Source organism: Atribacterota bacterium (genome assembly GCA_028703475.1).
Classification (GTDB): Bacteria; Atribacterota; Phoenicimicrobiia; order Phoenicimicrobiales; family Stramentimicrobiaceae; genus JAQVMU01.
Window position 1 is genome coordinate 1 of record JAQVMU010000023.1, and the last position, 20,121, is coordinate 20,121.

Genomic DNA, 20,121 nt, shown 5'->3' on the forward strand with positions numbered 1-20,121 from the left:
GGAGACCTGTCGATATTACAAGACAGTTTTGGCCATGCCCAGTTCAGCGCCAGTGGTTCAACAGTGGGAAAATTACTAATCAATCATCTTAACGGCCAGGACAGAAAAGATAAAGATGGAAGATCTGAAAGTCGTTTGATAGTACCCGGTATTGCCAGGTCAGAGAATCCCGGAACCAGACAAAGGAGAGAACTTGCTTATGTCTCAGAGGTTGACCGGCAGGAGGCATATCAGGTAGGAGCTTATTCGGCAAAATTAGCTTTAGAAGGAGAAGATGGGTATATGGCGACAATAATTAGAAATCCAGGGAAAGATTATAGTGTAAAATATGATAAAGTAGCTCTGGATATTGTTGCTAATTCTGAAAGAGAATTCCCAAAAGAGTGGATAGCTCCTACTAATGATGATGTTACCGATGACTATATCAGGTGGGCTATGCCATTAATAGGTGGACCATTACCCGAATTCAGTAAATTTAAAGAAATTTATGTTTCAAAGAAATGTGATAAATATATACCAGCGGGATATGCAGGTAAGTAATCAGTAACCAGTAATAAGTTACAAGTGATAACAAATACACTATAAGTACATATTTAGAGCATTAGCTAAACTTGAAATACCAATAATTATTACAAACAAAGTGAAATATTAGAGTAATTTAGATATTTTATTAGAAACTTTAAATTTGTACAAAAATAGATCAATAGATCAATATATTATTTATAAAATTAATTAAAAACTCGATATTCACTTATTACTTGTTACTCATCACTTATTACTGTATTTAGAAAAAGGAAGGAGAAAAAAATGTCATTACCGAGATTAACACAAGGGCAGTTAAAAGAAGATCCGGAACAACAGTTGAAAGGTTTTCAGAAAACAAAAGATTTCTTAATTGCTATTGATACCGACGGATGTATCACAGATAACATGAACGGTAAGCAAATGTTAATTTTTCATCCCCATTATATGGAGTTTTATAATCTTTGGGGGATAGAATCTTATTTTAGAGAAGTTGCAGAATATTATAATCTATTTTCAATTGATCGTGGCTGCAATCGTTTTGTTGCTATTCAGCTTACACTAAAAGCTTTACAAAAAAGAGAAGATGTACAGAAAATACTAAAACAAAAAAACATTGATCTTCCTGATAAAACCCAGCTTGATAACTATATTGAATTTGCCGAAAATAAAAAACTTGGATTGGGAAATCCCAGTCTGGAAACTTTTCTTAATAAGAATCCTAATGATTTTGCTATATACAAACTATTGGGATGGAGTGAGGCTGTTAACCGTACTTTTCCTTATATTTCAGCCAAGATACCTCCATTCGATGGTGTAAAAGAAGCACTATCCCTTATGGCAAAATATGCAGATGTTTTGGTGGTCTCTAAGACGCCGTATGAAGACCTGGCAAATTACTGGGAAGCCCAAGGCATAGATCAATATGTACAGCTAATAGCGGGACAGGAAATGGGTTCCAAAGGGCATCATATAGAGATTGCCAAAAAAGCCGGTAACTACCAGGATGACCAGGTATTAATGCTGGGTGATGGAAGGGGAGATTTAAAGGCAGTAAAGGAAAATAACGGGTTGTTTTATCCTGTCGCTCCCGGGTATGAACAGGAGTCATGGAATAATTTTCCCTATGTGATGGAACGTTTTATCCAGCAAAAGTATAAAGGTGAATATGAAGATAAACTATTAGAAAAGTTTGACAAGGTACTATTAAACAATCCTCCCTGGGAAGAAAGCGACTATAATCACATTTCATCATATCAGGAAAAACAGGAAATCAGGAAAAGCCTGTATCAGAGATTTAATCCCAAGGGTAGATTACTGATACTGTAATTTTTGGGAAAAATTAATAATTAAAAGGAATAGGATAATATGTATGATTTTTTTGTGATTGGACATATCTCGCTGGATGAAAATATTGACTTGCAAAAGACAGAAAATAGTGTCGGAGGAGCAATTTTGTATTCCTCATCCGTCTATTCATCTTTGGGCTATAAAGTTGCTGTGCTGACCAAGTTGCATCCGTTAGATAAGAATAAAATCTTTCAGTTAAATATACCGGAAGAAAATATTTATTTTTTACCGTCCAATAAGACAACATCAATTAAAAATGTATATTTTGACGAAACTCATGAAAAAAGAATCAGTACTGCTCTGTCTATGGCAGATCCTTTTATTATTGAAGATATTCCTAAAGAAATAAATTCCCGGGTAATTCACTTTGCCAGTCTTATATATGGAGAATACCAGGATGACTTGATAAAACTGCTTTCAGGGAATGCAAAAATTGCTGTTGATGTTCAGGGATTTTTACGGAATGCAGGAGATGATGGCAGGTTATTTTATAAAAATTGGGGAGGGAAAAAATCTTATCTTCCCTATATAGATTATCTTAAAACAGATGCCGCTGAAGCAGAGTTTTTAACTGGAGAGAGCCATCTCCGTAAGGCAGCTGTGATACTAAACCGGTGGGGTGCCAAGGAAATTATGATTACCCATCATAAAAAAGTTCTTGTTTATGATGGCTCGGAATTCTACAGTTATCCTTTAAAACCGGCAAATCTTTCTGGACGGACCGGTCGTGGTGATACCTGTTTTTCTTCTTATCTTTCTCAAAGACTTAATAAAGATATTGACCAGTCCCTGCTGTTTGCAGTAGCATTAACATCCATTAAACTGGCAAATCCTGGACCTTTTAAGGGAGGAAAAAAAGAAGTTGAAAATTTCATTAAAGAGAAATATTCTTAATAAAACCATGTTTCTTTAATTTTTATTTTTAGGTTATAAGAATTTCAGGATAATAGTTATAAACAAGGGATTGTAATTAAAGAATCAATTATTAATAATCCACATTTTTATTTCAATAAAATCATATAGCTTCATCTTTAAATCCAGAAATAATTTGTTTTTTGCCAAAGTGCACTCACAGCCATTTATTTGTCAAAACATTTCTTAATACTATAATAATAAGCAATTGGTAAGTTATAATTATAGTTATAATATAAAGTATTAATTTGTTATTACAATACAAAATATAATACTTTATAATTATATTTTATAATATTTAAGTTCTTATTGACTGTAATATGCAGTTACCTTTAAAGTCATTCGGATAAAGGCATTCAAGAAAGATGAAAAGAATAGTTAATTTTGGTAAACTGTATTCCAGGAAAAGGTGTTCATAAAAGTTCTGTTATCTGGAGGTAATTATGTCCTTTAACAGCCTGAATATTAATGCATAAAAGTAAAGCCATTGTTATTTTATGCGGATAATTTTTTTAACAATAATTTTTTGAAAAAATTATAAAATTTTAATATTTTATTCAAAGGCTTTTTATTTTTAGCTGCTAAAATAGACTAAGAAAATAATGGTCATTTATTTACGATTATAATTGTACTTTGGCTTTAGGAGGGAGATTAATATGCAGAAAAGATATTTTATTTTGGGATGTTCTTTTGTGTTTGTGATGTTGATTGGACAAATTCATGCTATAGCTCAGGATAATGTTGTATTGGGAATTTCCCAGATGGTAACATTGGCTGTCTCTAATAATGCCCAATTCAAGAAGGCTGGTTATCAGCTTGAAAACACTAAATTAGAGGCAAAGAGAATGGAGGCAGAGAATTGGCTGAATGAGTCAACTATTTCTGACTTACAGAAAAGGGCAACATTATTAAATCAGCAAAATCAATTTCAGTTAGAGAAAGATCAATTATTGGTTAAAGTGGTAGATGATTACTTTCGAATTAAGATGGCAGAAAAAGACATCGAGAGCAAGCAGAAAAACACTGAATTGGAAGAAATAGTCTTAGCAGGAGTTAAAGAACAGGTTGCTGCCGGCTATAGTGTTGATTTGGATTTACTGCAGCAGGGAAACAAGTATTATAATGCACTTTTTTCTTACCAGAGGAGTGAACTTGACTATCAACAGCTTCAAATGGAAGTAAAGGACAGGTTAGGACTTAATCATGATAGAGATATAACCCTTTCCGAAATGAGTATTTCTGACTTTCCGGAAATATCCCTGAGGGATTCATTGGATAAAGCTTTAGAGAACAGTCTTATTTTACAGAGCCATGATATTAGAATAAAGATAGCAGAAAGAGAATTAAAAGCTGCTAAAGCTAATGATTTACCAGATATAGAAATTCTAAGATTAGAAAACAATCTTGGGATTGCAAAATTAGACAAATCAATGTCTGAGGAAGAATTGGCTTATCAGGTTGAAACACAATGGTTAAACTACAACCAGGCTAAAAATGATATTCTTATAAGCAGAAGAAATCTCAGACAGATGGAGGAAAACAGAGATTTAATTTTTAGACAGGTTCAAGCAGGGCTAAGAAACAGAGAGGATAGTCTTTCTGCAGATATCGGGGTAGTAGATGCCCAATCACGACTTATTTCTTCAGTCAGGCAGGTTTACCAGGCCTATTTGGAGTTAGAAAAGATGATGGGAACTTTAAATGAAGGAGTTTTAAAATGATTAATATTAATGGGAATTTAAAACCAAACCTTTTATTATTGTTTGTAACTCTTGTACTATGTTTGTCTGTTTTATGTGTTCCTGCTGCTGCAATTGGTGAAAAAGAAATGTCTTTACAGGAGGCCATTCAGTGGGGTTTAGAAAATAATTATGATTTAAACATGATTCGCAATAGCATTATTGAGCTGGAGAGAAGCCTGGAAATTATAAATGCCGGAAAATCCTTCCAAATTGATTTAAATGTTACTCCTATATTGCACTTTGGGAAAGATGGAAGCTCTAATCAAAATAATGAATACCTGGTAGAATTTAATAAATCCTCTCTTACACCGACAACAGAGACCAGCTTGACTGCTACCAAGCAGTTTCCGGCAAATTTAAGTTTGTCTACTGAATTAAGCTGGGAGATGGATAGTTTATATAAGGAAGATTATTCTGATTTGACAGAAAAAATTAACGCAAGTTTAAGAATAAATAAAAAAATTTACCCGGACAGCTGGTCTGAAAATGAAAAGCAAATATATTCTATTGAAAATAGTTTGAAGAATAAATTAGAAGAATTAAAATGGAAACAGACTGAAAAACAGATTGAGGTTATTAGAGACTATTTGAATATTGTTCGTTTACAAGAACAAGTTGATATTGCAGAAGAGCGCAGGTACCTGGCTGAAGAAGAGTTAGAGAGGGTAAAAAAACAAATAGAACTGGGAGAAGGAGGATACCAGCAGGAAGCAGAAGCACAGATAGCATTAGAAGAGGCTAAGGGAAACCTGTTAAATATAGAGCAGAATCTTATTAGAAATAAAAAAAGTCTGTACCTTATATTAAATTTACCTGAAAATTATAATATAGTATTCGGAAAAGACATTGATTTTATTGCAGAGCTATATTTAAAAATGAAAAATATGAAATTTGAAGATGAAAATAAAGAAATCTTATTCCAGAAAGCTTTAGAGGAAAATTATCAGATTAAAAACAGTTATCTGGAAAAAGAAGAACTTGTCAAGGAATTAGAGTGGACAGAAGAAGAAGGAAAACCGAAATTAAGTCTTTCCGGTGGATATCAGTTTCCCGCTGATTGGTTTGTGATGGTAGATTTTTCGGTTAACTTAGCTGATGGTGGTATTCAGCAAATAAAAGAAGAACAGAAAGAGAATAATATCAAACAAAAAGAGGCAAGTATTTCTTACCTGACAGAACAGCTGAAAATAGAGGCTGAACATTTGTTAGACCAGGATGAATATAACCTTTTATATTTGAATACTCAACTTATGGCATTGGAAAAAGAGCAAAATAAGATGGAGATTTTAGAAAAACAATACCAGCAAGGCATAATTAACAAAACACAGTTGATAAATGCCAGATTAGTAATAGAGGAAAAAGAAATAAAAGTTGAACAGGCAAAAGATGAATGGCTTATCGGTCATTTACAATTAGCCCATTTTATTGGTTTTTTACAGGAAAAGATTTGAGGTAACATAGAATGAAGAAATTGTTTATCTGGGTATTGATTATTTTAATATTAGGAGCAGGAGGTTACTTTGGTTTTAATTTTATAAAACAAAAAACTAATTCTTCTGTAGATTCAGCTATTTCAGCTGAAAGTATTGATTTGGATGCAGCAGTTGAAGTTACAGAAGGAACAATTAAGAAGGTTGTATCAACCAGTGGATATATAAAACCGGAAAATGAATCATATCTTAGTTTTGCTACAACAGGAACTGCCGGTGGATCTGTGGAAAAGGTTTTTGTAGAAGCAGGGGATATTGTTGAGCAGGGACAGCAGCTGGTAAAATTGGAAGACAAGCAGGAACATTTAAATTATCTGAGAGCTAAAAATGAATATGAACTAGCTAAAATCGGGGGTTCTTCCAGTCAAATAGAAGAAAAAAAGCTGGCCATGGAAGTAGCTTTAGATAAATATGAATCAAAGACTCTAAAATCTCCTTTTGGTGGAAAAGTTGTTGATGTTTTTTTGGAAGAGGGAGATTATGTGGAAGGTTATGATAATGTTATATATTTAATTGACGAATCTTCGTATGAGGTTGAGGTATCAATAAGTGAAATAGATTGCCTCAAAGTAGAAGTAGGCCAAAGGGTAGAGATTGAGTTAGATATATTGAAGGGACAGACATTTCCGGGGAAAGTAGTACAAGTTGCTGAATACTCTGAAAATAATAGTGGTGTAGTTACCGTTCCGGTCACTATTTTAATGGAAGAGGTTTCTCCTGTTTTTAAGCCTGGTTTCTCAGCCACAGCAGATATTATCATTGATGTTGCGGAAGATGTAATACTGGTACCGGTAACAGCTGTTTCAACAGGAGAAAAGGGAAGCATGGTTATTAAAGTGGAAGAAAATCAAGGTGTGCCAACACGGGTAGAGACTGGAATTAATGACGGGTTTTACCAGGAAATCGTAGATGGTCTAAAACCAGGTGATAAAATTATTGTTAATAATTATCAAATGGGAATTACTCCGTCAGGCCAGAGAGGTGCTTTTGGAGGTATGAATATGCCCCGGATTAGACCATAAGGAGTTGAACAGATATGGGTATTGTAATGAAGATAGAGAATATTGCCAAAATTTATCATTTGGGGAAAGTTAAAGTTGAGGCGTTGCGGGGAATCTCTTTTCACGTGAAAGAAGGGGAGTTTGTTTCTATCATGGGACCATCCGGTTCAGGTAAATCAACTCTAATGCATATTATAGGATGTCTTGATTATCCAACTTCCGGAAAATATTTCTTGTCAGGTCAGGATGTATCTAAACTTAATGATGATCAGTTGGCCTTGTTCCGTAGTAAGAAAATTGGTTTTGTATTTCAGCAATTTAACCTGTTATCCAGGACTACTAATTTAAGAAATGTGGAATTACCGTTAGTCTATTCCGGAATACCTGCAAGGGAAAGAAAAAAGTTGGCCATTAAAAGTTTACAGGATGTTGGTTTAGCTGACAGAGTAGCTCATCTTCCAAATGAAATTTCCGGCGGACAAAAACAACGGGTAGCAATTGCCAGGGCTTTAATCAATAATCCATCTATTATCCTGGCTGATGAGCCTACCGGCAATCTGGATTCCAAAACCGGTTTAGATATTTTGGATATTTTTCAAAAACTCCATACAGAAGGCAATACTATCATTCTGGTTACTCATGAACCTGATATTGCCCGATATGCCCAGCGCATTATCCACTTAAAGGATGGTTTGATAGACCGGGAGGAAGTAGTGGTATGATATTACAAAGCCTGAAGATTGCACTGGAGAGTTTGTTATCTAATAAGATGCGTAGTTTTTTATCAATGCTTGGAATTGTTATAGGAGTAGGAGCAGTTATCGCAATAGTATCAGTCGGAACAGGTTCTACCCGGCAGGTTACTTCAAGCATCTCAAATTTGGGATCCAATATGATTAATATTTTTCCAAGAATGAGTAGAGGGATGTTCGGCCAAATTGGCGGCACCAGTTCGCAGGATAAATTCAGTTTAGAATTGGGTGTTTATATGGAAAAATTTTGCCCATCTGTTAGCCAAATTATTCCCACAAAATCAATCAGCGGATTATTTATCTATGATGATGTGAACACCAATGCTACCTTATTAGGGACAAAAGAGGGCTACCTGGAAGTTAATAATTACGAAGTAGAAGAAGGTCGTTTTGTTAATAAATTTGACGATGAGCAAGGAAATCAGGTTATTGTCTTAGGTTCAGATTTAGCAGCTGACTTGTTTGAAGATAGTAGTCCAATAGGTAAGCAATTAAAAATAAATTATCAGGGAAAAATATTTGTATTTGAAGTAGTTGGAGTTATGAAAGAGAAAGGTGGATCCCTGGCCGGTAATTTAGATAGCCAGGCATATATTCCCTTATCTGTAGCAATGGATAGAATTACCAGTAGCAGTAATGTATCTTCGTACATTGCACAGGCTGTTTCTTCTGATAAAGCACCAGCTGCAGTTAGTGAGCTTGAAAATTTCCTAATTAAAACACTTGATGATGAAAATAAAGAGAAATTTCGAATTATGAGTCAGGATGAAATTTTAGATACTGTCAGTAGTGTAACAAATACCATGAGTCTTATGTTAGGCGGTATTGCTGCCATATCGCTATTGGTGGGAGGTATTGGTATTATGAATATCATGTTAGTATCGGTTACTGAGCGCACCAGAGAAATTGGAATTCGGAAGGCATTAGGGGCTAGAAATAAAAATATACTATTTCAGTTTTTGATGGAATCCCTGAGTTTAAGCAGTGTAGGGGGTATAATTGGTATCGGGTTTGGCTGGATTGCTGCCTACTTTTTGTCTAAATATGGCAATTGGCCAATGGTAATTTCAAATATTTCGGTTATATTAGCCTTTGGCTTTGCACTTTTTATTGGCATTTTCTTCGGATTGTATCCAGCTATGAAGGCAGCCCGTATGAATCCGGTAGATGCCCTAAGGTATGAGTAAAGATATTATTAAGATTCTTAACTTAATGCAGTATTATCGCTGACCCTGGGGCAGGGTCCGATAGCATCGGTATTATGTAATAGAACTATTCCCACGTTTTTACCTGCGGGAGATATAGCCCGGCACGGAAGTGCCGTCTTGCCCCTGTGTTCAAATAAGTATTATATTAATGTGTAACAGAATTTTATGCTATATATGTTATAATAAAGTAATATTTTTAGGAGGATAATGGATATGATTAAAAGAGTATTCTATTTTTTAGTATTATTAATAATACCTTTATTGATGTCTGGATGTGCCTGAGGTTAATAAGATAGATTTTGCCTGGATGGCAAAATAAAAGCTATTATAAGTAAAAAAAACTCATTTTTCTTTCTTGAAAGCGAGAATAATAAATATTATTTTCCTTAAAACCATGATAATTAAAAAATGTTATTAACTAATATCTTTACAAAAGAATTACCAGTGATATAATTTAATTAGCTAAAATTTAAAAAAGTTACTGGGGGAGCTGTTTGCTGAGAAAAAGCATCTTGCTTTGACCCCTAAACCTGACCTAGGTAATTCTAGCGGAGGGAAGTAACCGTATAAAGAACGGTAATACCTAATGCCATTGCCTATATTCAGGTAATGGCATTTTTTTTGGAGGTGAAAAAATGGCTAAAATAACACTAGGATTACAGGTGTTGCCTTATGTTTCAGAGGAGAAACTCTACCCGGTTGTTGACCAGGTGATTGCCTATATAGATTCCTGTGGAGTTAAGTATGAAGTAGGCCCAATGGAAACTACAATGGAGGGTGAGCTGGATACCTTACTCGAGATTGTCAAAAAAGCTCAGGAGATTTGCCTTGAACAGGGGGCTTCTCGAGTGATTTCAATGATAAAGATTGACTACAAGAAAACAGGGGTCACTATCGATGAGAAGGTTAGGAAATATAAGAGATAAGGCCATACCTATATTATTTATTTTTGTCATACTATTAGTGTGGCAATCAATAGTAGATCAAGGAATTATTGCACGTTATATCCTGCCCTCTCCAACAGATGTTGTAAAAATCTGTATAACTATATTACCAGAAATTTCAAACCATATAATTGTAACTTTGCAAGAGGCGTTAATAGGATTATTGGTTGCTATTGCCCTATCGTTGTTATTATCAATATTGATGGATAATTTTTTATTGATAAGAAAGGCATTACAACCATTACTGGTTGTTTCACAAACTATTCCTGTTATGATATTAGCCCCTCTGTTTGCTATGTGGTTTGGATTTGGAATTTTACCCAAAATTATTGTGGTAATTTTAGTCTGCTTTTTTCCTATTGTAATTAGCCTTTTAGAGGGTCTGAATTCCATAGACCAGGATTTATTAAATCTGATGAAGTCCATGAAGGCTAATCGCTGGCAAATATTTTACCTGGCGAAATTTCCTGCATCTCTGGGAAGTTTTTTCTCCGGACTTAAAATTGCCGCTACCTATAGTATTATTGGTGCGGTTATCGGAGAATGGATGGGGGGAAAGGCCGGACTTGGGGTATATATGACAAGAGTCAGACAATCATTCGCATTAGATAAAGTCTTTGCGACTGTCTTGATAATAATTTTTTTAAGTATAATGTTATTTAAAACTATAGAATTGATTCAATATTTAGCTATGCCCTGGAAGAGGATAAAGGGTTAGATTTATAAAAATAAGGGAGTGATTCTTTTGTTAAATGTAAATAAGAGTAAAAAAATTTCTGTTATGCTTGTTCCAATTATTGTCTTACTGTTAATTTCAACAACCATATCTTATGCCTACCAGGAAAAAGACCTGAGAGAGATAACTGTATTGTTAGACTGGGTCCCCAATACCAATCATACAGGGATGTTTGTAGCCATTGAAGAAGGATTTTATCAGGAAGAAAGTTTGGATGTCAGTATTATTCAACCATCAGAGGGAGGTCCCGCTGGTTTAATTGCAGCCGGTCAGGGAGAATTTGGGATAAGTTATCAGGAACAGGTCACTTTTGCCAGAACCTCAAAAGAACCTTTACCGGTAGTAGCAATTGCTGCTGTTATTCAGCATAATACATCTGGTTTTGCATCTCCTGTAGAGAAAGAAATTAATAGACCAAGGGATTTTGAAGGCAAAAAATATGGTGGATGGGGTTCTCCTGTTGAGGAGGCAATGATTAAAGCGCTTATGGAAAACGATGATGCTGATTTTAGTAAAACAGAAATTATAACTATTGGAGCAATTGATTTTTTTAGTGCTGTTCAGGAATATGTAGATTATACCTGGATTTATTATGGTTGGGACGGAGTAGCAGCTGAATTAAAGAATTTTCCCATTAATTTTATCTTTCTGCAGGATTATGCAGCTGAATTGGATTTTTATACACCTGTAATTATCACCCATGAAAAACTATTAGAGGAAGATCCTGAGCTGATAAAAAAATTTTTAAAAGCTACCGAAGAAGGGTATTTATTTAGTATAAAAAATCCTGAAATTGCAGCACAGCATCTATTAAAACATGCACCGGAAATCAATAATGAGATTGCTGTTGCCAGTCAAAAATATTTGGCAGATGAATATATATCAGATGCACCTTACTGGGGTTTAATGGAAAAAAAGCGATGGGAAAATTATGCCCGATGGATGTATGAACGAGGATTAATTGATAAAATGCTTGATGTAGAATTATCCTTTACAAATCAGTTTTTACCTGGAGAGGAGAATTAGAATAAAATTAGAAGTTGAACATTTTAAGCAAAAATTCGAAGGAATGCCAATTGTTGATGATATATCTTTTTTTCTTAAAAAAGGTGAGTTTGTGACCTTAATTGGTCCCAGTGGGTGTGGGAAAAGTACTATTTTTAATATGATAGGTGGCATTATACCCATTGATGCCGGAAAGGTACTTATTGATGGTAAAAATATTACAGGAGAAGCGGGGCATGTTAGTTATATGTATCAAAAAGATCTTTTACTACCCTGGAAGAATATTATTGATAATATTTCCTTGCCGTTGCTAATTAAAGGAAAGAGTATTAAAGAATCCCGAAAAAGAGTCATTCATTATTTTAAACTTTTTGGCTTAGAAGGGTTTGAATATAAGTATCCTTTTCAATTATCAGGAGGAATGCGCCAAAGGGCTGCTTTATTGCGTACTTATATGTTTTCTAAAGATATTTTACTCTTAGATGAACCTTTTGGAGGACTTGACGCGATTACCCGCGCAAAAATGCAGGAATGGTTATTACAGGTAATAATAAAAATAAGGACATCTGTATTATTTATTACACATGATATTGATGAAGGTATCTACCTTTCCGATAGAATTTATGTTTTGAGTGAACGCCCGGCAAAAATAAATAAAGAAATAATAGTTTCTTTGCCAAAGCCGAGAAAGAGGGATATAGTAACTTCATCCCGATTTAATCAGACCAAAAAGACTATCTTACAATATTTATCTTGATAAGGAGGAGAAAATTGTCACTATTCGATAAAGAAGCAATACATTATGATGATTGGTATCAGACAAAAATGGGAAAATTTGTTGATGATACAGAAACTGAATGTGCATTTAGTTTATTTGATACTAAATCAGGAATGCATATTTTGGATGTTGGCTGTGGAACAGGCAACTTCAGCATAAAGATGGCGCGCAAGGGGGCAATTGTAACCGGTATCGATATATCTGAAAAAATGCTGTCTATTGCCCAACAGAAGGCAAGTAATGAAAACCTTGATATTAAATTTTTAAAGATGGATAGCAATCAATTAGAGTTTCAAGATGAATACTTTGATGGTGTTGTATCGATGGCTGCCATTGAATTCATTCCGGAAGCAAAAAAGATGATAGATGAGATGTTTCGAGTGTGTAAGAAAGGCGGATATATCTTATTGGGTACAATTAACCGGGAAAGTGAATGGGGTAAACTTTATCAAGACCCGGAATTTCAAAAAAGCACACCTGTATTTAAGTCTGCTATTTTAAGATCTCCCAATGAACTGGGTAGATATAAGAAAGATGCCATTATACAGGTAAAGGAATGTCTTTTTATATCCCCGGATACTGCTGAAGCAGAGATAAGCAAAGAAAAAGAAGAAAAACTTGCCGGTACAAAACAAGGAGGTTTTTTCTGTATATTATGGGTAAAAAGATAAGGACTTTTAATCTTAAAAAAGCTTAGGTTAATGTTAAGCTTTATTTTCTAGCTGATTATGATAGAATATTATTAAAAAAAGAAAAGAGGGAATAACAATGAGAATTACTGGTAATGCAGTTGTTGGAATTATTCTTTTGATATTTGGAACAGTGTTATTGCTCGCTAATATATTAGGTATAAAAATCAATTTTTTCCGCCTTTTTCCGGGGGTTATCCTGGTAATTTTAGGAATTGTTGTTTTGTTTGGTCAATTCAGTAGTCGAGATGAGGTTGTTTTTGATCAAAAAAAGATTGATATCAATGAATCTTTTCAGGAAAAAAGCATTATATTTGCCGAAGGAATCATTGATCTTAACGACTTAACAGATTTAGAGATGACAAGAAAAATAAAGATTAATGTAATTTTCGGGTCAGGAAAACTGGTTCTTAATCCAAAAATACCTGCAGTAATACATTCTACATCAGTATTTGCACATTCAGAATTACCAGGAAATTCAGTTAGTTTTATTGGTTCAGCCGAATATAGAACTGGAGGTATTGAAGCAGGCCAGCCATTTTTGGATATAGAGACAAATGCTATATTTGGACAATTAAAGATTATCAATTAGGAAATAAAGAGGAAAATGAATATTAATTCCGTGCAGGCAATAGATGAGACAATTAGTTATGTGCGAGATTATTTTCAGTGTGAAAGTACCGGTCATGACTGGTGGCATACGTATAGAGTATGGAAATTAGCTAAGAAAATTGCTCTGATAGAAAATGCGGACCTGTTTGTTGTAGAAATATCGGCACTGCTCCATGATGTAGGTGATTATAAATTTTTTGAAGGAGATGAAAAAAAGGGGCGGGAAAAAATACAGAATTTTCTGAAAACGCTAAATCTTTCCAGAACTATAGTAGAAAAAATTATTTTTATTTGCTCCAATATTTCCTACATGAAAACTCTTTCAAAGAATAATAATACTGATATTAAGGAAAAAACTATAGAATTTATGGTAGTAAGTGATGCTGATAAATTAGATGCTATGGGCGCTATTGGCATTGCGCGGACTTTTACCTATGGTGGATATTATCACCGCCCTATCTATGATCCTGATATCCCTCTCAATCCCGATATTTCTCAGGAAGAGTATATAATAACACAGGCGCCTTCCATAAATCATTTTTATGAGAAGCTGCTTAAACTAAAAGATATGATGTATACTGACTATGGGAAAAAGATAGCTATAGAAAGGCATAATTTTTTAATGGTATACCTGGAAAAATTTTTTTCTGAATGGGAAGGAGAAAAGTAAGGAGATATAATTTTGTCAATAAGTTTCTGTAAAATAACCAAGCGGCTTCAAATACGCTCCTATCGAGATATTGATAATAATGATGTTTTTCAATTATTTACAAATCCCCAGGTAAATTCTTTTTTAGGGGCTTCCCAATTTTTTTCTAACCACATGTTTATTAAACAATTCTTAAAGCAGGTATCCACAAATAATCGGGAATCAGATGCATGGTTATTATTCTCAATATTTTATAAATTAAATCACCAATTAATCGGTAGTTGTGGATTAAAGATTGACCGAAAAAACAAGGAAGCAGAAATCTTCTATTTGTTTTTACCCGCATATTGGAATAAAGGCTTAGCCACAGAGGCATGTAAGTCAATAATAGATGAAATCATTTCACATATTAATCTAAAAAGAATCAAAGCTCTTATTTTACCTGAAAATTTACATGCTCAGAGAGTCGCAGAAAAGATTGGTTTCAGATTCATAAAAGAGATAACAATAGACCGGTATGAGCAAAAAGTCCAAGTCCAGTTATGGACTTTTTCCCTTATTACAGGCAATTATACTTAGATTCTGTAGAAAAGATTATTTAAAGTTATTTTAAAAAACAGGTTAAAATTTCAGAACTGATAAGGTGTTTTTATAAATTAATTTTTGATGTAATTAGGACTTCAGAATTCCCTGTTCATAAAACCAAAAAAGATATAGAAAAATATATTGACAAAATATTTATTTAAAGGTATAAGTTATTTAAAACATATAGTAGTACAAAGGTCGATATCATAAGTTGATGTATTTGGTTCCTTAAGAAAATATAACTAAAGAAAGAGGTGCCAAGAATGGCCAAAGGTTGTGCTAAAAAAACAACAAAACAAACTGATAAAAAGAAAAAATAGTTAGTTAATAAGCACTTCTAACTGATTATTCACAGTAATCAGTTTAGATAAAATCGCAAAATTAAAACAATATTAAAAACCCTGAACCACCCCTCTGGTTTCAGGGTTTTTAATATTTATGGAAATAATAATGAAAACTCAAAATGATTGGAATTTAAGCTATAAACAGGTAAGCAATATACTATAATTATCAGGTTTTTAAATAGGGTCAATGTTTTTTGAAGATGTTTTTTAGCAATATCGGGCTGGCTAAGATTTTCCCGACAAATAAGATTATTTCATTTGCATTTTTAATGCCATAACTTTTCAAGAATGACTTCCCTCCGACAGTTACAGAGGCAATAAAACTGAGAACCAATAAATCTATCCAGCTATTAGGTAATTGCCAGTGAGTAGCCATTTTAATTATTATAACTAAACCCAGTGAACCGCTTATTATTCCACAAATATCTCCTATAATATCACACATAAAATTTGAAACCCGATTGGCATTTTTAACTAACAACAGGCCTTTTTTAGCACCAAATACCTTTTTTGATGCCTTTGCATGAAAAGGCTCTTCCTCTGCTGCTGCCGCCGCAATCCCTATCATATCTCCTATGACACCAATTAAGATAATAATAATAAGTATAATTAAGGCAGGAAAGAACGATATTGACTCAATCCAGGAATATGATAATAAGGCTGTTACTATTGTCAGCAAAAAAGTTAAAAATGTGATTAATATGCTTTCTCTGAAATTTTTCAAAATATAGCTACCTTAAAAGAGTGTTACAACGATATTTTATCAGTTGTCTCCTTATTAAAGAATGGATGGCAACACACCAGGTCAATGTTGCGGCTTAGGTCCAGTAGGTTTTCCCCCGAAATAACCTGCTGTTACCAGACAGGCGGTTTCCCTTTAATATTCCGGCTATACGGTCACCCGATACAGGACTGGATTGCCACTGAGGCCACACTTAAATCCCTGGCATATCCGGTTTTGCCGACAGCCTAGAAGTTTTCCTTCAAATACGTACTATTTCTTAGCTTCTTTAGCAGCACAGGTTTCAGCTAGCGTAATAGCACCGGGATCCACGGTACTTACCTAGTTTTTATGCTTCCCCCTGAGCCACGCAAAGCAGGCTACACTGTACCCATCTTGCAACAGATACAGGTTCGCTTGATTGCCTTGCCGCAGGCAAAAAAGCCTCCACGGGAAAGGGGTCTACGCCCGCATGCCATTGCGGATCGCCCCTAACCCTTAACTCCCAGCATCAGCTCCCGACTGGGCGTCAGCAGCCAACACCAGGAACTTCATCGATGTGCCCTTGACGGATTTTTAGGCCCGCCTTCAGAAATAGGGTATTAACTAGGATACTGCGCCATCCATTTCAATTAAAATTTTAACATATAGTTTAAAACAACTGAACGAAACTCGATAAAAAATCAAATCTAAAACAGTATTTACCTTAACTATCTAACATTATACTGATTAATCTTAAAAATACAAATGTCATATATTTTATGCTTACTAAAAATGATAAAATGAGTTATACTTGATTACCAATTATATAAAAGAGATTAAAAAATATCCCGATACTAAAAGGGAGGTATATTGTTTAGTGTATAAAAAATTATTTATTATTTTAATTATCCTTAGTTTAGGAATTGGAGGATATTTTTTCTATCAGTGGTCTAATCCCATTGAAGTATCCTATATCCAGGTTCAACAAGCTGATTATTCTGAAAAAATACTGAGCACCGGGACTGTCCTTTTAGAGGGATTAACTGACATCAAAACAGAGGTAGCAGGTAAGATTACTGACGTGCAGGCTATTGAAGGTGATGAGATTAAACAGGGACAGGTGCTTTTACAGTTTGAAAAAAGTGATGTATTTTTGGATTTGAAACAGGCTGAATCCAGTTATGCCCTGGCGAAGTCGCGTTATGATGAAATTGTCAATACAACCTGCCCTACCTCGCAAGAACAATATCGACAGGCTCAGTTGGCTACACAGGAACTTCAGGAAAAAGTAACCAGATATGAGCGATTGTATGCCCAACAGGCAATTGCCCAGGATAGATTGGATGAAGCAAAACATCAATTAGAGTTGCAACAGTCAACTAGTGAAATACAGAAAAAATTCATGGAATCATGCGCTGAGGGTGGAGCAAAAAGGGAAACTGCCCTGGCAGAAATGGAATCAGCCCAAATCAGGATTGATCTTTTGAACAATAGATTGAAGAAGCATACTATAAATTCACCTATTAACGGAATTATTATTGAGCAATATAAATCCCTGGGTGAATATGCCATGGTAGGTGAAACTCTTTTTACTGTAGCGGAGAATGACAGTAAATATATCGAGATTGAGTTAGATGAGAGAAACATACCTCTTATTAAACTTAACCAAAAGGTTTTTGTATCAACTGAATTTTCTCCGGATATGAAAACTGAAGGCATTATCAGTTATATCGCGCCATCTGTTGATGTTGACAAGGGTACTGTAAAATTAAAAGTAAAATTAATCGAAAATGATAATTCTTTCATAAAGAATATGACAGTCCGTTGTGAGATTATTTATGCTGAGTACCCTGATTCGCTGGTGATTCCCCAGAAGTATATAATTAGAGAAGAAGGAGAATTTTTTGTTTTTATTGATGAGGCAGGAAAAGCAGAGAAGAAGAGAATAATTATCGAGAACCCTAATGCTCAGGAAATCAGGGTTATAGAAGGCCTGCAATTAAATGAAATTGTTCTTAATCCTACAGGATTAGATAACGGCATGGAAATTGTATTAATAGATTAAAAAGACAGAAAATGAAAGGAATAGTATGCTTTTCTCTTTACGTGTTGCATACCGATTTTTAATAGAAGGCAAAAATCAATCACTATTTATCGTCATTGGTATTGCGGTTGGTGTCTCAGTTATTATTTTTATCGGGGCAATCATTACCAGCCTGCAATCTAACCTTATTGAGCAGACATTGGGGAATAGTGCCCATATTACCATTAGTGAAAGTAATGATATCTTTCAGGATATTAAACAATTTTCACGCTTTGGATTGATTGAAAACCAGCAGGTAAAAACAGTTGATTTTCAGGATTGGCGTCCTGTATTGAACAGGTTGGAGGATGAGAGTTACTTTACCGCCATTTCTCCCGTATTAGACGGTAATGGTTTTTTGGTAAAAGGTGGCGAAGATACCTCAGTATTATTAAGAGGAGTTGAATTGGAAAGGGCTAATGCAATTTATCAAATCTCAGAACGGATTATTAAAGGCAGTGACTTGCTGGAGGGGAATCAGATAATTATCGGAAAAGAACTGGCAGAGGATTTCAAACTTAATGTGGGAGACATGGTTTTGATAGCACTTCCAAATAATATTCGTGAGAGATTCAATGTTCAGGGAATATTTGACTTTGAGAATCAGTCAATAAATAGCAGTTGGATTTTTATAGATTTAAAAAGAGCTCAAAAATTACTGGATAAAGAAGATTACATTTCCAGAATTGAACTGCAGATAAGTGATGTTTTTGCTGCTGATAGTATTAGCAGTGAACTATTTTCCCAGCTTAACGGATTAGTCGTAGAGAACTGGAAAGTTCAGAATGCCCAATTGCTGAATGCCCTCAGCAGTCAAAGTTTTTCAAATTATATTATTCAGATATTTGTTCTTCTGGCAGTAACTCTTGGTATTTCCAGTGTTTTAGGAATATCTGTAATACAACGTTCCCGTGAGCTGGGTATTTTAAAGGCATTAGGGATTAAGAATAACAGTGCCAGGATGATATTCATCTTTCAGGGAGCAATTTTGGGATTTTTGGGGGCATTATCCGGAACTGCCCTGGGAGTGTTATTAATAACAGCTTTCACAAATTTTGTCAGCATATTTTCTATTGAGATACAATTATCTCAAGTAATAATAATTGTGATAATAACAACATTAGCCTGTATCGTATCGGCAGTTATCCCTGCAAATAGTTCTGCCCGGTTAAACCCCATAGAGGTGATCAGAAATGCCTGACAATAATATATTATTAGAAGCAAAGGAAATTATAAAAGTATATGGAAAGGTTATTCAAACTATTGCTTTAAAGAAACTTGATTTAACCTTGGAAAAAAATGAGTTTATTACCTTGATCGGGCCATCAGGTTGTGGCAAGACAACCCTGGCAAATATTCTGGGAGCCCTTGACCAGCCGACCGCAGGAGAAGTGTTTTTTCAGGGGCAGTCATTGGGAAAGATGAATCAAAACCGATTGGCTGAATTTAGAAACCAGCATATTGGTTTCATTTTTCAGTTCCATTTTTTACTAAAAGAATTTACTGCTCTGGAGAATGTTTTAATGCCAACCTGGATCAAACAACAGGTAGCTCCGGTTAAGAAAATAAAAAGGGCAAAGGAATTACTGGAATTAGTTGGACTAAAGGAGAGAATGAATAATAAGGGGAACAATTTATCGGGTGGTCAGCAGCAGCGCGTAGCTATTGCTCGTTCTCTGATTAATGAGCCTTCTCTTATTCTGGCGGATGAGCCCACTGGCAACCTGGACTCTTCCAATACTGACCAGGTCTTTGGCTTATTAAGAGATATCAATAAGGATATGGGAACTACTTTTTTAATTATTACCCATGAAAGACATATTGCAGCTAAATCCAATAGAGTTGTGGAAATGTTAGATGGTGAGATAATAAAAGATTTTTACAATCATAGGGAAGATGAAGATAAGGAGTGGTTATCAATTGCTCCAGAATATTGTAAGTTGTGCCAACAGGGGACATCTCAGACGACTAACCTGAGATAATCTTGTATGTTGGGAGTTTGAATAAAGAAAAAAA

20 protein-coding genes and 1 riboswitch are annotated in these 20,121 nt (G+C 34.6%); of the genes, 19 read left to right on the plus strand and 1 reads right to left on the minus strand.

Going from position 1 to position 20,121, the window contains the following annotated elements; translation table 11 throughout:
• From PHQ99_04080 to PHQ99_04155, 16 genes are all read left to right on the plus strand, one after another.
• Positions 1–540, plus strand: a 540-nt coding sequence (locus PHQ99_04080) for a 6-phosphofructokinase (GenBank protein ID MDD4288744.1), incomplete at its 5' end; no start/stop codon positions are given.
• 267 nt (positions 541–807) lie between these two features.
• Positions 808–1,851, plus strand: a complete 1,044-nt coding sequence (locus tag PHQ99_04085; GenBank protein MDD4288745.1) for an HAD hydrolase-like protein — start codon at positions 808–810, stop codon at positions 1,849–1,851.
• Positions 1,852–1,890: 39 nt separating this feature from the next.
• On the plus strand, positions 1,891–2,766 hold the full coding sequence (locus PHQ99_04090; GenBank protein ID MDD4288746.1) for a PfkB family carbohydrate kinase: 876 nt from the start codon (positions 1,891–1,893) through the stop codon (positions 2,764–2,766).
• A 674-nt stretch (positions 2,767–3,440) separates the two neighbouring features.
• Positions 3,441–4,505, plus strand: a complete 1,065-nt coding sequence (locus PHQ99_04095; protein ID MDD4288747.1) for a TolC family protein — start codon at positions 3,441–3,443, stop codon at positions 4,503–4,505.
• The gene (locus PHQ99_04100; GenBank protein ID MDD4288748.1) at positions 4,502–5,977 is read left to right on the plus strand and encodes a TolC family protein; all 1,476 of its coding nucleotides are present in this window, start codon (positions 4,502–4,504) and stop codon (positions 5,975–5,977) included. Before PHQ99_04095 ends, PHQ99_04100 begins: the two co-directional genes overlap by 4 nt.
• 11 nt (positions 5,978–5,988) lie before the next feature.
• On the plus strand, positions 5,989–7,038 hold the full coding sequence (locus tag PHQ99_04105; protein ID MDD4288749.1) for an efflux RND transporter periplasmic adaptor subunit: 1,050 nt from the start codon (positions 5,989–5,991) through the stop codon (positions 7,036–7,038).
• Between the two features lie 14 nt (positions 7,039–7,052).
• Entirely contained in the window at positions 7,053–7,739 is a 687-nt protein-coding gene (locus PHQ99_04110; GenBank protein ID MDD4288750.1) for an ABC transporter ATP-binding protein, read from the plus strand.
• Positions 7,736–8,956, plus strand: coding sequence for an ABC transporter permease (locus PHQ99_04115; GenBank protein ID MDD4288751.1), 1,221 nt, complete (start codon positions 7,736–7,738; stop codon positions 8,954–8,956). Before PHQ99_04110 ends, PHQ99_04115 begins: the two co-directional genes overlap by 4 nt.
• A 494-nt stretch (positions 8,957–9,450) precedes the next feature.
• A riboswitch (TPP riboswitch) is annotated at positions 9,451–9,551 on the plus strand.
• 61 nt (positions 9,552–9,612) lie between these two features.
• Positions 9,613–9,903, plus strand: a complete 291-nt coding sequence (locus tag PHQ99_04120; protein MDD4288752.1) for a thiamine-binding protein — start codon at positions 9,613–9,615, stop codon at positions 9,901–9,903.
• On the plus strand, positions 9,875–10,639 hold the full coding sequence (locus tag PHQ99_04125) for an ABC transporter permease (GenBank protein ID MDD4288753.1): 765 nt from the start codon (positions 9,875–9,877) through the stop codon (positions 10,637–10,639). The genes PHQ99_04120 and PHQ99_04125 overlap by 29 nt, the downstream gene beginning before the upstream one ends.
• A 27-nt stretch (positions 10,640–10,666) precedes the next feature.
• The gene (locus PHQ99_04130; protein MDD4288754.1) at positions 10,667–11,683 is read left to right on the plus strand and encodes an ABC transporter substrate-binding protein; all 1,017 of its coding nucleotides are present in this window, start codon (positions 10,667–10,669) and stop codon (positions 11,681–11,683) included.
• Positions 11,684–11,726: 43 nt separating this feature from the next.
• Complete coding sequence (locus PHQ99_04135; protein MDD4288755.1) at positions 11,727–12,419, plus strand: ABC transporter ATP-binding protein; 693 nt, start codon at positions 11,727–11,729, stop codon at positions 12,417–12,419.
• Positions 12,420–12,433: 14 nt separating this feature from the next.
• On the plus strand, positions 12,434–13,111 hold the full coding sequence (locus PHQ99_04140) for a class I SAM-dependent methyltransferase (protein ID MDD4288756.1): 678 nt from the start codon (positions 12,434–12,436) through the stop codon (positions 13,109–13,111).
• Between the two features lie 97 nt (positions 13,112–13,208).
• Positions 13,209–13,721 (plus strand): hypothetical protein, encoded by a 513-nt coding sequence (locus PHQ99_04145; GenBank protein ID MDD4288757.1) that lies wholly within the window; start codon positions 13,209–13,211, stop codon positions 13,719–13,721.
• 15 nt (positions 13,722–13,736) lie between these two features.
• Positions 13,737–14,411, plus strand: a complete 675-nt coding sequence (locus PHQ99_04150; GenBank protein MDD4288758.1) for an HD domain-containing protein — start codon at positions 13,737–13,739, stop codon at positions 14,409–14,411.
• A 12-nt stretch (positions 14,412–14,423) separates the two neighbouring features.
• A complete protein-coding gene (locus PHQ99_04155; GenBank protein MDD4288759.1) occupies positions 14,424–14,969 on the plus strand; it encodes a GNAT family N-acetyltransferase in 546 nt (181 codons plus the stop codon).
• A gap of 534 nt (positions 14,970–15,503) precedes the next feature.
• Here the strand turns inward: PHQ99_04155 and PHQ99_04160 are convergent.
• On the minus strand, positions 15,504–16,043 hold the full coding sequence (locus PHQ99_04160; protein MDD4288760.1) for a hypothetical protein: 540 nt from the start codon (positions 16,041–16,043) through the stop codon (positions 15,504–15,506).
• Between the two features lie 856 nt (positions 16,044–16,899).
• On the opposite strand from PHQ99_04160, the gene PHQ99_04165 reads away from it, so the two are divergent.
• The 3 genes from PHQ99_04165 to PHQ99_04175 are packed head-to-tail and all read left to right on the plus strand — an operon-like array spanning position 16,900 to position 20,087.
• Positions 16,900–18,087: an efflux RND transporter periplasmic adaptor subunit gene (locus PHQ99_04165; GenBank protein MDD4288761.1), complete on the plus strand. Its 1,188-nt coding sequence runs from the start codon at positions 16,900–16,902 to the stop codon at positions 18,085–18,087.
• 25 nt (positions 18,088–18,112) lie between these two features.
• Positions 18,113–19,306, plus strand: a complete 1,194-nt coding sequence (locus PHQ99_04170) for an ABC transporter permease (protein MDD4288762.1) — start codon at positions 18,113–18,115, stop codon at positions 19,304–19,306.
• Entirely contained in the window at positions 19,299–20,087 is a 789-nt protein-coding gene (locus PHQ99_04175; GenBank protein MDD4288763.1) for an ABC transporter ATP-binding protein, read from the plus strand. Before PHQ99_04170 ends, PHQ99_04175 begins: the two co-directional genes overlap by 8 nt.
• Positions 20,088–20,121 lie beyond the last annotated feature (34 nt).

Excerpts from the sequence above, each read along its gene's own strand:
- PHQ99_04105 (MDD4288749.1), top strand. The coding sequence starts at position 5,989 with ATGAAGAAATTGTTTATCTGGGTATTGATTATTTTAATATTAGGAGCA.
- PHQ99_04090 (MDD4288746.1), top strand. The coding sequence starts at position 1,891 with ATGTATGATTTTTTTGTGATTGGACATATCTCGCTGGATGAAAATATT.
- PHQ99_04115 (MDD4288751.1), top strand. The coding sequence starts at position 7,736 with ATGATATTACAAAGCCTGAAGATTGCACTGGAGAGTTTGTTATCTAAT.
- PHQ99_04145 (MDD4288757.1), top strand. The coding sequence starts at position 13,209 with ATGAGAATTACTGGTAATGCAGTTGTTGGAATTATTCTTTTGATATTT.
- PHQ99_04120 (MDD4288752.1), top strand. The coding sequence starts at position 9,613 with ATGGCTAAAATAACACTAGGATTACAGGTGTTGCCTTATGTTTCAGAG.
- PHQ99_04085 (MDD4288745.1), top strand. The coding sequence starts at position 808 with ATGTCATTACCGAGATTAACACAAGGGCAGTTAAAAGAAGATCCGGAA.
- PHQ99_04100 (MDD4288748.1), top strand. The coding sequence starts at position 4,502 with ATGATTAATATTAATGGGAATTTAAAACCAAACCTTTTATTATTGTTT.
- PHQ99_04125 (MDD4288753.1), top strand. The coding sequence starts at position 9,875 with ATGAGAAGGTTAGGAAATATAAGAGATAAGGCCATACCTATATTATTT.
- PHQ99_04150 (MDD4288758.1), top strand. The coding sequence starts at position 13,737 with ATGAATATTAATTCCGTGCAGGCAATAGATGAGACAATTAGTTATGTG.
- PHQ99_04175 (MDD4288763.1), top strand. The coding sequence starts at position 19,299 with ATGCCTGACAATAATATATTATTAGAAGCAAAGGAAATTATAAAAGTA.
- PHQ99_04135 (MDD4288755.1), top strand. The coding sequence starts at position 11,727 with ATGCCAATTGTTGATGATATATCTTTTTTTCTTAAAAAAGGTGAGTTT.
- PHQ99_04095 (MDD4288747.1), top strand. The coding sequence starts at position 3,441 with ATGCAGAAAAGATATTTTATTTTGGGATGTTCTTTTGTGTTTGTGATG.
- PHQ99_04110 (MDD4288750.1), top strand. The coding sequence starts at position 7,053 with ATGGGTATTGTAATGAAGATAGAGAATATTGCCAAAATTTATCATTTG.
- PHQ99_04170 (MDD4288762.1), top strand. The coding sequence starts at position 18,113 with ATGCTTTTCTCTTTACGTGTTGCATACCGATTTTTAATAGAAGGCAAA.